This window comes from Pseudomonas sp. NFACC05-1 (assembly GCF_900100135.1).
Classification (GTDB): Bacteria; Pseudomonadota; Gammaproteobacteria; order Pseudomonadales; family Pseudomonadaceae; genus Aquipseudomonas; species Aquipseudomonas fluorescens_Q.
Map to the genome: position 1 here is coordinate 111,804 of NZ_FMTR01000001.1, position 12,306 is coordinate 124,109.

General features: G+C 62.4%; 12 protein-coding genes. 6 read left to right on the forward strand and 6 right to left on the reverse strand.

The annotated features are described in order from the left end of the window. Window positions 1–192: 192 nt before the first annotated feature. The 4 genes from BLO97_RS00585 (at window position 193) to BLO97_RS00600 (ending at window position 4,056) form a co-directional block, all read left to right on the forward strand. Window positions 193–891: a glutathione binding-like protein gene (locus BLO97_RS00585; RefSeq protein ID WP_092145709.1), complete on the forward strand. Its 699-nt coding sequence runs from the start codon at window positions 193–195 to the stop codon at window positions 889–891. Next, entirely contained in the window at window positions 888–1,745 is an 858-nt protein-coding gene (locus BLO97_RS00590) for a PhzF family phenazine biosynthesis protein (RefSeq protein ID WP_092344411.1), read from the forward strand. Before BLO97_RS00585 ends, BLO97_RS00590 begins: the two co-directional genes overlap by 4 nt. 115 nt (window positions 1,746–1,860) lie before the next feature. Next, window positions 1,861–2,835, forward strand: a complete 975-nt coding sequence (gene hemB / locus BLO97_RS00595) for a porphobilinogen synthase (protein ID WP_092344413.1) — start codon at window positions 1,861–1,863, stop codon at window positions 2,833–2,835. A gap of 126 nt (window positions 2,836–2,961) precedes the next feature. Further along, on the forward strand, window positions 2,962–4,056 hold the full coding sequence (locus tag BLO97_RS00600; protein ID WP_092344415.1) for a DUF1615 domain-containing protein: 1,095 nt from the start codon (window positions 2,962–2,964) through the stop codon (window positions 4,054–4,056). Window positions 4,057–4,271: 215 nt separating this feature from the next. On the opposite strand, the gene BLO97_RS00605 is transcribed toward BLO97_RS00600, so the two are convergent. Beyond that, entirely contained in the window at window positions 4,272–4,784 is a 513-nt protein-coding gene (locus BLO97_RS00605; protein WP_063325134.1) for a hypothetical protein, read from the reverse strand. A gap of 194 nt (window positions 4,785–4,978) precedes the next feature. On the opposite strand from BLO97_RS00605, the gene BLO97_RS00610 reads away from it, so the two are divergent. Next, window positions 4,979–5,608 (forward strand): glutathione S-transferase family protein, encoded by a 630-nt coding sequence (locus tag BLO97_RS00610; RefSeq protein WP_092344417.1) that lies wholly within the window; start codon window positions 4,979–4,981, stop codon window positions 5,606–5,608. 1 nt (window position 5,609) lies between these two features. Here BLO97_RS00610 and BLO97_RS00615 read toward each other — a convergent pair whose 3' ends face one another. The 5 genes from BLO97_RS00615 to BLO97_RS00635 form a co-directional block, all read right to left on the reverse strand. Further along, window positions 5,610–6,146, reverse strand: a complete 537-nt coding sequence (locus BLO97_RS00615; RefSeq protein WP_092344419.1) for a PqiC family protein — start codon at window positions 6,144–6,146, stop codon at window positions 5,610–5,612. Between the two features lie 17 nt (window positions 6,147–6,163). Then, window positions 6,164–7,822 carry a PqiB family protein gene (locus tag BLO97_RS00620; protein WP_092223931.1) on the reverse strand — a complete coding sequence of 553 codons (1,659 nt, stop codon included), beginning with the start codon at window positions 7,820–7,822 and terminating at the stop codon, window positions 6,164–6,166. Beyond that, entirely contained in the window at window positions 7,803–8,447 is a 645-nt protein-coding gene (locus BLO97_RS00625; protein WP_063325133.1) for a paraquat-inducible protein A, read from the reverse strand. Before BLO97_RS00625 ends, BLO97_RS00620 begins: the two co-directional genes overlap by 20 nt. A gap of 11 nt (window positions 8,448–8,458) precedes the next feature. Next, a complete protein-coding gene (locus tag BLO97_RS00630; RefSeq protein WP_092344421.1) occupies window positions 8,459–9,055 on the reverse strand; it encodes a paraquat-inducible protein A in 597 nt (198 codons plus the stop codon). 69 nt (window positions 9,056–9,124) lie between these two features. Continuing rightward, complete coding sequence (locus BLO97_RS00635) at window positions 9,125–9,565, reverse strand: CBS domain-containing protein (protein ID WP_003200075.1); 441 nt, start codon at window positions 9,563–9,565, stop codon at window positions 9,125–9,127. A 322-nt stretch (window positions 9,566–9,887) separates the two neighbouring features. Here BLO97_RS00635 and BLO97_RS00640 point away from each other — a divergent pair, with 322 nt between their 5' ends. Continuing rightward, window positions 9,888–12,251 (forward strand): DNA polymerase II, encoded by a 2,364-nt coding sequence (locus BLO97_RS00640; protein WP_092344423.1) that lies wholly within the window; start codon window positions 9,888–9,890, stop codon window positions 12,249–12,251. Window positions 12,252–12,306: the final 55 nt, after the last annotated feature.

Genomic DNA, 12,306 nt, shown 5'->3' on the forward strand with positions numbered 1-12,306 from the left:
CTTCAAGCCCTTTGGTTCGATCCTGGCTGGTCCCGGTGCACTGTAAGGCCTCCTGTGGGGAGGCAGGGCGAATGTTAGCGACAGGATGTTGCGGATTTAAGAAAAGCCGATGTGAATTCCGTGATGGGCAGTGATGCCGTCCCGTACATCTTGGATTATCCTCGGGCTTTCCTTCATTTCCGAGCCGACCCCATGCCCGACTTGACCCCATTCCCCATCACCGAGAAATGGCCTGCCCAGTTCCCGGAGTGGATCCAGCTCTACTCCCTGCCCACCCCCAACGGCGTGAAGGTCTCGATCATGCTGGAAGAGATCGGCCTGCCGTACGAGCCCCACAAAGTGGACTTCGCCAGCAACGACCAGCTATCGCCCGAGTTCCTTTCCCTGAACCCCAACAACAAGATCCCGGCGATTCTCGATCCCCATGGGCCGGGCGACCAGCCGTTGGCGTTGTTCGAGTCGGGGGCGATCCTGATTTATCTGGCGGACAAGAGCGGGCAGTTGCTGGCCCAGGAGTCGGCGGCGCGCTACGAGACGATCCAGTGGCTGATGTTCCAGATGGGTGGCATCGGGCCGATGTTCGGGCAGTTGGGGTTCTTCAACAAGCTTGCCGGCAAGGACTACGAGGACAAGCGGCCGCGCGATCGCTACGTCGAGGAAAGCAAACGCCTGCTCAAGGTGCTCGATGGCCGTCTGCAAGGGCGCGACTGGATCATGGGCGAGCGCTACACCATCGCTGATATCGCCACGTTCCCCTGGGTGCGCAACTTGATCGGTTTTTACGAGGCCGGTGATTTGGTCGGTATCCAGGATTTCCCCAACGTGACGCGGGTACTGGAGCGCTTCCTGGCTCGACCGGCTGTGGCGCGCGGGCTGAAGATTCCGGAATGAGTCAGCCGACGACTCGCCGATTCGATTACAAGCAACTGGATGTGTTCAGCGACGTGCCACTCAAGGGCAATCCGCTGGCGGTGGTGCTGGGGGCCGATGGGCTCAGTGACTCGCGCATGGCTGCTTTTGCCAATTGGACCAACCTCAGCGAAACCACATTCGTGTTGGCGCCACAGCACCCGGAAGCCGATTACCGGGTGCGTATTTTCACCACCTCGACCGAGTTGCCGTTTGCCGGGCATCCGACCCTGGGCAGTTGTCACGCCTGGCTGGAAGCCGGAGGCGTGCCCAAAGGGCAGGAGATCGTGCAGGAATGTGGCATCGGCCTGGTCAGGATTCGCCGCAGTGATCATGGCTTGGCATTCCTCGCACCGCCCTTGCTCAAGTCCGGTCCGCTGGAGGCCGACCTGCTGGAGCGGGTGCGCAAGGGGTTGGGGCTCGCAGCCGAGGCGATTGTCGAGGCGCAATGGGTCGATAACGGTGCCGGCTGGCTGGCCTTGATGCTCAAGGATCGCCAACAGGTCCTGACGCTCGACCCCGATTACCCTCAGTTGCTGGATCTGGCCGTGGGCGTGATTGCACCTTGGGATCTGGCCGTGGATGGCGATGAAGCGCACTTTGAAGTGCGAGGCTTCATCGCCGGTGATGGCATGCCGGAGGATCCCGCCACGGGCAGCCTGAACGCCGGGCTCGCGCAATGGATGCTGGCCAAGGGCTTGGCGCCGACATCCTATGTGGTCAGCCAGGGGCTGACGATGGGCCGGGCAGGGCGCATTCATGTCGAGCAATTGGGCGATGACGTCTGGATTGGCGGCGCGGTGGTGACGTGCATCAATGGCTCGCTGACCTTGTGAGGCGATTATTGCCCGGCTGGTAACACGCTATTTTCCAGCCGGTATTTGTGCCCTGGCCGACCAGGGCATAAGCTTTGCCCCCTGTGATCGCGCACCTATTTGCCCCAGGAGTCCCATGTCCAGCCAGTTCCCCGAAGCACGTCCACGCCGTCTGCGTCGCAATGCAAGCCTGCGCACCCTGTTCCAGGAAACCGAGTTCACCTTGAACGACCTGGTGCTGCCGATTTTTGTCGAAGAAGAAATCGATGATTTTGTGCCGATCAAGAGCATGCCCGGTGTGGTGCGCATCCCAGAATCGAAGCTGGCCGGCGAGATCGAGCGCTATGCCCGTGCTGGCATCAAATCGGTGATGACCTTTGGTGTGTCCCATCACCTGGACAACGACGGCAGCGATACCTGGAGCGAGCGCGGCCTGGTGTCGCGCATGGCCGGGATCTGCAAGGACGCGGTGCCGGAGATGATCGTGATGTCCGACACCTGCTTCTGTGAGTACACCGATCATGGTCACTGCGGTGTGCTCCACGGCGATGAAGTGGACAACGACCGGACCCTGGTCAACCTGGGCAAGCAAGCCGTGGCGGCGGCCCGCGCCGGTGCCGATGTGATCGCGCCATCGGCGGCCATGGACGGGCAGGTCCAGGCCATTCGCCGGGCCCTGGATGAAGCCGGTTTCAGCCAGACGGCAATCATGGCCTATTCCACCAAGTTCGCCTCGGCACTCTATGGCCCGTTCCGCGAGGCCGGCGGTAGCGCGTTGAAAGGTGACCGCAAGAGCTACCAGATGAACCCGATGAACCGCCGCGAAGCGCTGCGCGAATCCTTGCTCGACGAGCAGGAAGGTGCCGATGCACTGATGGTCAAGCCGGCCGGTGCTTACCTCGATATCATCCGCGACATTCGCCAGGCTTCGAACCTGCCGCTGTCGGCTTATCAGGTCAGTGGCGAATACGCGATGATCAAGTTCGCCGCCCAGGCTGGCGCCATCGACGAGGGCCGCGTGATACGCGAGAGCCTTGGCGCAATCAAGCGGGCGGGGGCAGACCTGATCTTCACCTACTTCGCCATGGACCTGGCGCTGAGCGGGATCTGATCTCGACTTGCATCAGTGGTGCCCGTGCCACCGCCATCGCGAGCAAGCTCGCTCCCACATTGGGCATAGCCCGCATCCACTTTTGATCGTATGGTTGCTCTGGAATAACGAACCCGATGGAGCACCATGCAATTCAACCGATTGATGATCAGCCTTGCTGCGCTGCTGGCCTTGGCCGGTTGCGGCAGCCGTCAGGCGCAGGAGCCTGAGCGTCAGCCCGCTGAGGTCAAGAAGCAGATCGTGCAGTTGTTGCCGGCCAAGACTGCGGATCGCGAAGGCTGGGCGACTGACATCTACGTGGCCTTTGCGGCCCAGCAGATTCCCTCTACGACGCAGAACATCTGTGCTGTCCTGGCGGTGACCGAACAGGAGTCGACGTTCCAATCCGATCCGCCAGTGCCGGGGCTGGGCAAGATCGCTCGTCAGGAGATCAACCGCCGTGCGGCGAAGGTGCACATTCCGGAGCTGTTGGTCAGTGGTGCACTCCAGGTGCGTTCGCCCAACGGCAAAAGCTACAGCGATCGGCTCAATGCGGCGCGCAGCGAGAAAGAGCTGAGCGGGATTTTCGATGATTTCATCGGCATGGTGCCGCTGGGCAAGACACTGTTTGGCGGTTTCAATCCGGTGCACACGGGTGGGCCGATGCAGGTCAGCATCGCGTTTGCCCAGGCCAATGCGCGCAATTATCCCTATACGGTGGAGGGCTCGATTCGTCGCGAAGTGTTCAGTCGTCGTGGCGGGATGTATTTCGGCATCGCGCATTTACTGGGCTATCCGGTGAGCTACACCGAGCCGTTGTATCGTTTTGCCGATTTCAATGCCGGGTGGTACGCCAGCCGCAACGCAGCTTTCCAGCATGCGGTGAGTGTGGCATCGGGCATTTCCCTGGCGCTGGACGGCGATCTGATCGCCCACGATTCCATCATGCCAGGCAGCACGGAACTGGCGGTGCGCACGCTGGGCAAGTCGCTGGGAATGCGCAACCCGACCATCCGCGATCAACTGGAACAGGGTGACAGTCTGGCGTTCGAGGACAGCAAGCTCTACAAACGTGTGTTCGAACTGGCTGATAAGGCCGAGGGCAAGGCGTTGCCTCGGGCGGTATTGCCGGGGATCGTGCTCAAGAGCCCGAAGATCACGCGCAAGCTGACCACGGCATGGTTCGCCAAGCGGGTGGATGAGCGTTATCAGCGATGCATGGCGCGGGCGACGGGGCGCTAGCCAGGCGTTGAGGCATGAAAAAGCCCGGCGGATGAGGCCGGGCTTTTACTGTGATGGGTTTGGTTTGGGAGTGTTCTGGAGCGGTGTGTCGGGTGAACTGCGCAGCGGCTGCGTGAAGGTTGCGGCCGCTGCGCGCCCGAGCGGGAGCAAGCTCCCTCGCCACGGGGTGTGTTGCACATGATTTGCGATATTTCCAGGCATTGCGGTCAAGCAACTCATACGCGGTTTTCGATCAGACGATCGGAGCCACCTTCAGCGACACGACGTTCCAGCAAGCGATCGGCACCGCCTTCGGCGACGCGGTTTTCGATCAGGCGATCGGAGCCACCTTCGGCGACGCGACGTTCCAGCAAGCGATCGGCACCGCCTTCGGCGACGCGGTTTTCGATCAGGCGATCGGAGCCACCTTCAGCGACACGACGTTCCAGCAGACGATCGGCACCGCCTTCAGCGACGCGGTTTTCGATCAGGCGATCGGAGCCACCTTCGGCGACGCGACGTTCCAGCAAGCGATCGGCACCGCCTTCAGCGACGCGGTTTTCGATCAGGCGATCGGAGCCACCTTCGGCGACACGACGTTCCAGCAGGCGATCGGCACCGCCTTCGGCGACGCGGTTTTCGATCAGGCGATCAGAACCGCCTTCGGCGACGACCGGTTGGGAGGAGGCGGCAAATACGTTGGCGGCCAGTACAGAGAAAGCGAGGCTGAGGATGACTTGGCGTTTCATGATGGTGTGCTCCGGGGGTGCAGTGGTTTGTGTGGGGCCATTGTTGTCCCGGGCGATCATCAAGAGAACTTCATTGACATGATGGTGAACATCGATGGCAGTGATACCTCGTTGTCCCGCTACCGGTCAGCTCGATGGAACACTGATGGGCTCGCGGGCTCTACCGGCATAACGCTTATGCAGGAGGTACGTTCATGTATCAGTTATTCGGTTGCAGGCAATCCGGCTCTTCGGCGGTGGAGGTTGCCCTGTGTCTCTGTGAGGTGGCTTATCGGCGGGTCGACGCCTATTCGACGCAAGACAACGATGCGGCGAAAGAGCTTGAGGCAGTCAATCCTCTGAAGCAGGTGCCGACCCTGCAGTTGCCGGACGGTTCGGTGCTGACTGAAGCAGCGGCGATCCTGATTCACCTCGGGTTGACCTTCCCAGCATCGAAGCTGCTCCCGCAAGACCCGGCCCAGCGTGCCCAGGCCATACGGGGCCTGGTCTATATCGCGGCCAATTGCTACACGCCCATCGGCATTATCGATTTTCCGGAGCGCTGGCTGGACGAGGCGGACGAAGCGACTCGACAGCGATTGATATCCGGCACGCAGCAACGGCTGTATCGCAATTGGGCGCTGTTTGCCGACCAGTTCCCGGCCCGACCTTTTCTAGGCGGTGACGAACCCGGAGCGCTGGATATCCTGGCGGCCGTGATCACGAAGTGGAGAAATACGCGGGAGGCGATGCTGAGCGCCCGTCCAGCGTTCCATGAGCTGTTGGAGCGCATTGACCACCATCCGCGCGTTGCGCCGGTGCTGTCGCTGCATTGGCCTGAGTGAATCAAGGACACGCCTTGCGTGCAGCCGCTTGCTCGACAAGGCCGGCAAATTGCCGGACATTCTCCTGATGCGCCGTCACCAGTTCGTCGATACTGGCGCCCGCCGGCGTTTGCAGGCTGCTGCGGCACGTGATGGGACGGGCGTCATTGCCCGGGTTGCGCAGTCGCCATTGCACGTCCATGCGGGCATAGCGGCCAGGGATCGAGTCAAAGCGTTGCACCTCTACTCGCAGCAATGATTTGGGGGCGCCAGGGTTGCTCAGTTGTTCGTCCAGGCTGCTGTGCAGTTCATCGGCCAGGCTGGCGCCCCACCATTCGGTTTCCATGATCGCCAACCCGCTGTTGCCTTGGCGAATGACCATCTGGGTGCGATCCACCTGGGGTGGGACACTGACCTGTTCGATCTGGATGTCCACGCTGGAGTGCGATTGGCCTGCCGGTTGGGCCGGGCTCAACGTGTGGTAGTGGATCGGATCGCTGCGGCAGGCGCCGAGCAGCAATGCCACGGCAACCAGGGTGAGTTTCAGCGTCAGTGGCATGGGGCGGGCTCCTGTGATCATTCTTTCACCGGCAATGTGAGGTTCTGCGCCGGTGCGTCCTTGGGACGCCCGCGAAGCAGCGATTCGGGATGGCGGCTCAGGTAGTCCGACAGTTCGCGCAGCGAGCGCGACATGCGCCCCAGGTCGTCCAGGGTCTGGGTCAGTTGTTCGCGCTGCGGTGAATCTTCGGCCAGGGTCGAGTTAGCCGATTGCAGGGTCTTGCTGACGTCTTGCAAGGTGCTTTGCACGCCCGGCAGGGTCTTGCTGTTGAACTGGGCCAGGCCTTTGCGCAGCTCCACCAGGTTGCCATCCAGGTTGCCGGCAATGCTCTCCAGTGGCAGTTTGTTGATCCGCTCGATCATCGTCTGCAGTTGTTCTTGCAATTGCTGGAGACTGCCCGGGAGGGTCGGGATTCGCACGGGGCGGGCGCTGGGATCGAAGGCCACTTTTTCAGCCTTGGGGTAGAAGTCCAGCGAGATGTACAACTGCCCGGTCAGCAGGTTGCCGCTACGGGCCTGGGCACGCAGGCCGCGCTCGACGAAGCTGCCCATCAGGCGGGCACTGGCGGCTTCGTCTTCGGGGTCGTGATTGAGCGACTTGAGCAGTTTTTCATGGGCCTTGCCCAGGCGCTGAGGGTAGATCACCACGCCGACGTTAACCGGAAAGCTGCGTTGCTTCTCATCGAAATCGAGGTTGATGGCCACCACCCTGCCGATTTCCACGCCGAGGAACTCCACCGGCGCACCGACGCGTAACCCGCGCAGGGCCTGGTCGAAACGCAGGGCCAGGTATTGGCCCTTGCCATCGGGCGGGGCGAGGGCGCTCTGCTGGTCGGCAAACAGCTCGAAGGTCTTGTCTTCGCTGGCGGCGGTGTCGTTGGGGCTGTACTCCGGTGCCCGGAACGCGATGCCACCCAAGAGCAAGGCCGAGAGCGATTCGGTCTTGACGGCGAAACCGTTGGCGCCGACGTTCACGTCGACGCCGCTGACGTTCCAGAACCGGGTGTTTTCGGTGACATACACATCGTTGGGCGCGTTGATGAACACGTCGATGTTGACGCCTTTGCCGTCGGCGTCCAGGGCGTAGGACACGACTTGGCCCACCGGGATCTTGCGCAGGTACACCGGCGAGCCGATGTCCAGTGAACCGAGGTCCTGGGAGTGCAGGGTGAAGCGCTTGCCTGGTTCGCCGTAGGTGATGGGCGGCGGGTTCTCCAGGCCCGTGAAGGACTTGGCGCGCACTTTCGACTGACCGGCGTCGGCCCCAATGAAATCCCCCGACAGCAAGGTGTCGATCCCCGAAATACCGCCGGCCCCGATGCGTGGCCGTACGACCCAGAACACCGAATCTTCGTGAGTGAAGGTGTCGGCAGTCTTGGCGAGCTTGACCGTGGCGGTGACGTTCTTCTGGTCCTCGCTCAGTTGCACGTCGGTGACCTGGCCGATGACCACGTTGCGATATTTCACCTGGGTCTTGTTGGCGGTCAGGCCCTGGCCGGTCTTGAAGGTGATGGTGATGGTCGGGCCTTCCTGCAGCCAGTTGTGGACCACCAGGGACAGCCCCACCAGGACCGCGATGATCGGCACGATCCACACCAGCGACACCGTCCAGCGGCGGGTGGTGACGTGGGCGCGGCCGGGTGCGGGTTGCTGCCCGTCAGTGGCTTGCGACTTCATCCATGACCTCCTCGGATGGTTGAGTGTCCCAGATCAGCCGGGGGTCGAAACTCATGGCCGACAGCATGGTGAACAGCACCACGAGGCCGAAGAACAGGATGCCCGGTCGTGGTTCGATGTCGCTCAATGCCTGGAACTTGACCAGTGCCGCCACCAGGGCCACCACCAGCACATCGAGCATTGACCAGTAGCCGATGACTTCCACCAGCCGGTACAGCTTCGCCCGCTGGACTTGGGCCCAGGTGCTGCGCCGCTGTGCGGTCACCAGCAACAGGGTCAGCACCACGAACTTGATGCCGGGCACCGCAATGCTGGCGATGAAGATAATCAGGGCGATGTCCCAGGCGCCGCTTTGCCAGAACTCGATGACGCCGCTGATGATGGTGCTGTCGGCGCCTTCACCGAGCATCTGGGTATTCATGACCGGTAGCAGGTTGGCCGGGATGTAGAACACCAGCGCGGCCAGCATGTAGGCCCAGGTGCGGGTGATGGCGTCGGGTTTGCGTCGATGCAGGGCGGCGTCGCAGCGGGGGCAGGTTTCGGGCTCGTCGGTCATGTCGCAGGCCAGGCCACAGCTGTGGCACAGGCACAGGCCCAGGTCGCGGGCCTCTGGCGGGGTGTCCAGCGGCTGGCCGTTCACAGGCTGTCCCAAAGGTCGCGGACATCGCGCCCGGCAATGCGGATCATCAGCAGGCTCAAAGCCGCCAGGGCGAACAGGCCGATGCCCGGGAGCACGTCCAGCAGGCCGGCGAGCTTGATCACCGCCACCAGCGCGCCCAGCAGGCACACCTCCAGCATGCTCCAGGGCCGCAGGGTTTCCAGGCTGCGCATGCACAGGTTGAACCCCGGCGCCCGCCGCTGGAGGTAGGCATGGCCCAGTACCCAGAGCAGCAGCGCCAATTGAAAGGCTGGTGCAATGATGATCGCCACCGCTGTCACCAGGGCGATGAAGGCGATCGGCCCCTGGTTCAGCGCCACGATGGAATCCCATAACGTCGCGCTGTTGCTCAGGCCCTGGAGGCGGATGCTCATGATCGGGTAGATGTTGGCGAAGGCCCACAGCACCGCCGCGGTCACGCTCAAGGCCAGGCGATGCTCGATGGTCAGGCCGTTGTAGCGCTGGATCACCGCGTGGCAGCGCACGCACGAGGCTTTCTGGTGCGCAGCGAGCATCACCGGTTCGTACACCGCATCGCAATGTTCACAAATGATCAATCGGTCGGTGTCGGCCATCGGGATGCTCGCAGGAACAACCCCTTCAATATAGAAGTGCCTTGGAAATGAGCAACCCGACCGAACGGATCATTCCCCGCGAATGTATTGCTCCAGTTGTTTGATCAGATCGGCCTGTTCGGCGATGGCTTCCTTGACCAGGTCGCCGATGGACAGCAGGCCGACCAGTTTGCCGTCCTCCACCACTGGCAAATGCCGCAGATGTTTTTCGGTCATGATGCTCAGGCAGGTCTCGACGTTCTGGTGCGGGTCGATGGTGATCACGGGGGAGACCATGATGTCACTGACCTTCGTGCCCACCGATGAGCGACCGCGCAAGACCATTTTGCGAGCATAGTCGCGCTCGCTGATGATCCCCAGCACTTCATCGTTCTTCACCACCAGCAAGGCACCGACATTCTTCTCGGCCATGCGCATCAGGGCCTGCAATACCATGTCGTCCGGTGAGATGGTGTGCACTTGCTGGTTCTTCTCGTCTTTTATCCGGAGCAACTGCGCGACGGTTTTCATGGGGGAGCCTCAGGTGTTGTTTTGCTGGTTGTTAAAGCATCGTAGACCCAACGGTGCAGAGCAAGCGGTAAAGCGGCGGCCAGTCGTCCAAAAGCGTCATTGCCCGGGGATTTCCCTCAATCCCGTGGCCAGGCGCCGTTGTGGCGAGGGAGCTTGCTCCCGCTCGATCGCGCAGCGATCGCAAAAAGGGGCCGCTGCGCAGCCCAGCGGGAGCAAGCTCCCTCGCCACAAAAAAAGCGGGTGGGTGGTGTGTCAGTTGGGCAGGTGAAGTTCCCTCGCCACAGGTAGAATCACCGCCTACGCAAAATTCGAGGTTGCAGCGGTGGATTTACAGCAGGGCTTCGTCCTGACCCGGCATTGGCGCGATACCCCGGCCGGCACCGAAGTCGAGTTCTGGCTGGCGACCGACGCCGGTCCCCGGCGCGTGCGCTTGCCGGTGCAGACGTCGGTGGCCTTCGTGCCGCAGATCCAGCGCGGCCAGGCCGAAGCGCTGCTGCAAGGGGAGAAGGACGTTGAGTTGCGTCCCCTGGACCTGCTGGATTTCGAGCATCGTCCGGTGCTGGGGCTGTATTGCCAGCAACACGCCCAACTGATGCGCCTGGACACCACCTTGCGCCGCGCTGGCGTGGAGGTGTTCGAAGCAGACATCCGGCCGCCTGAGCGCTACCTGATGGAGCGTTTCATCACCGCCCCGGTGTGGTTCGGCGGTACGCCGGCCGCCGATGGCCTGCTGGTGGATGTCCAGATGAAACCGGCGCCCGAATACCGCCCACCGTTGCGCCTGGTGTCCCTGGACATCGAAACCACCGCCCAGGGCGAATTGTATTCCGTCGCCCTGGAAGGCTGCGGCGAGCGCCAGGTCTACATGCTCGGGCCAGCCAATGGTGACGATACCGGCGTGGATTTCCAGCTGGAATACTGCGAATCGCGCACGCTGCTGCTGAAGAAACTCAACGATTGGTTCGCCCGTTTCGACCCTGACGCGATCATTGGCTGGAACCTGGTGCAGTTCGACCTGCGGGTACTGCATGAACACGCCCGGCGCCTGGCGGTGCCGTTGCGCCTGGGGCGTGGTGGGGAAGAGATGCAATGGCGCGAGCACGGAGCGCGCAACAACCACTTCTTCGCCTCGGCCGCTGGCCGGTTGATCATCGACGGTATCGAGTCCCTGCGTTCGGCGACCTGGAGTTTTCCCTCGTTCAGCCTGGAAAACGTCGCCCAGACGCTGTTGGGGGAGGGCAAGTCCATCGATAACCCGTACCAGCGCATGGACGAGATCAACCGCATGTTCGCCGAGGACAAGCCGGCCCTGGCCCGCTACAACCTCAAGGACTGCGAGCTGGTGACGCGGATCTTCGCCAAGACCGAACTGCTCAAGTTCCTCCTGGAGCGGGCCAGCGTCACCGGCCTGCCAGCGGACCGCAGCGGCGGTTCGGTGGCGGCCTTCACGCACCTGTACATGCCGCTGATGCACCGTCAGGGGTTCGTTGCCCCCAATCTCGGCCAGCGTCCGCCCGAGGCCAGCCCGGGTGGATTTGTCATGGACTCCCAGCCGGGGCTCTACGAGTCGGTGCTGGTGCTGGACTACAAGAGCCTGTATCCATCGATCATCCGCACTTTCCTGATTGACCCGGTGGGCTTGATCGAAGGGCTGCGCCACCCGACTGACCAGGAATCGGTGCCAGGCTTTCGCGGGGCGCGTTTCTCCCGTACCCGCCATTGCCTGCCGGCCATCGTGGCGCGGGTCTCCGAGGGCCGGGAAACCGCCAAGCGCGAGCACAATGCGCCGCTGTCCCAAGCATTGAAAATCATCATGAACGCCTTTTATGGCGTGCTCGGTTCCAGCGGCTGTCGCTTCTTCGATCCACGCCTGGCCTCGTCCATCACCCTGCGCGGCCACCAGATCATGCAGCGCACCCGCCAGTTGATCGAAGCCCAGGGGCATGTGGTGATTTATGGCGATACCGATTCCACGTTCGTCTGGCTGCGTCGTGCCCATGGCCAGGAGGAAGCGGCCAGGATCGGTCGCGAGTTGGTCGCCCACGTCAACCAATGGTGGCGTGAGCAGGTGCGCGATGAGTTCGGCCTGGAGAGTGCGCTGGAGCTGCAGTTCGAAACCCATTTCAAGCGCTTTCTGATGCCGACTATCCGCGGCGCCGAGGAGGGCAGCAAGAAACGCTACGCCGGATTGGTCACCCGTGCCGATGGCAGCGACGAAATCGTCTACAAGGGCCTGGAAACCGTGCGCACCGACTGGTCGCCGCTGGCACGGCAATTCCAGCAGGAGCTGTACGGGCGGATCTTCCACCGCCAGCCCTATCAGGATTATGTGCGCGATTATGTGCAGCAGACCCTGGCCGGTGCGTTCGATGATCGGTTGGTCTACCGCAAGCGTCTGCGTCGGCCCCTGGAAGACTACGAACGCAACGTCCCACCCCATGTGCGGGCTGCGCGGCTGGCCGATGAGTTCAACCAGCGCCAGGGCCGGCCACGGCAATACCAGAATGGCGGCTGGATCAGCTACGTCATCACCGTCGCCGGCCCCGAGCCACTGGAAATCCGCAGCGCGCCGATTGATTACGACCATTACGTGAGCAAACAGCTACAGCCGGTGGCGGATGCGATCCTGCCGTTCGTGGACGATGATTTCTCGACGTTGGTGGGGGGGCAGATGGGGTTGTTCTGATGGCGAGGGTCAAGGTTCCTGTGGCGAGGGAGCTTGCTCCCGCTGGGCTGCGCAG

Coding starts and splice junctions, on each gene's coding strand:
- BLO97_RS00585 (WP_092145709.1), top strand. CDS start 193: ATGCCCGACTTGACCCCATTCCCCATCACCGAGAAATGGCCTGCCCAG.
- BLO97_RS00590 (WP_092344411.1), top strand. CDS start 888: ATGAGTCAGCCGACGACTCGCCGATTCGATTACAAGCAACTGGATGTG.
- hemB (WP_092344413.1), top strand. CDS start 1,861: ATGTCCAGCCAGTTCCCCGAAGCACGTCCACGCCGTCTGCGTCGCAAT.
- BLO97_RS00600 (WP_092344415.1), top strand. CDS start 2,962: ATGCAATTCAACCGATTGATGATCAGCCTTGCTGCGCTGCTGGCCTTG.
- BLO97_RS00605 (WP_063325134.1), bottom strand. CDS start 4,784: ATGAAACGCCAAGTCATCCTCAGCCTCGCTTTCTCTGTACTGGCCGCC.
- BLO97_RS00610 (WP_092344417.1), top strand. CDS start 4,979: ATGTATCAGTTATTCGGTTGCAGGCAATCCGGCTCTTCGGCGGTGGAG.
- BLO97_RS00615 (WP_092344419.1), bottom strand. CDS start 6,146: ATGCCACTGACGCTGAAACTCACCCTGGTTGCCGTGGCATTGCTGCTC.
- BLO97_RS00620 (WP_092223931.1), bottom strand. CDS start 7,822: ATGAAGTCGCAAGCCACTGACGGGCAGCAACCCGCACCCGGCCGCGCC.
- BLO97_RS00630 (WP_092344421.1), bottom strand. CDS start 9,055: ATGGCCGACACCGACCGATTGATCATTTGTGAACATTGCGATGCGGTG.
- BLO97_RS00635 (WP_003200075.1), bottom strand. CDS start 9,565: ATGAAAACCGTCGCGCAGTTGCTCCGGATAAAAGACGAGAAGAACCAG.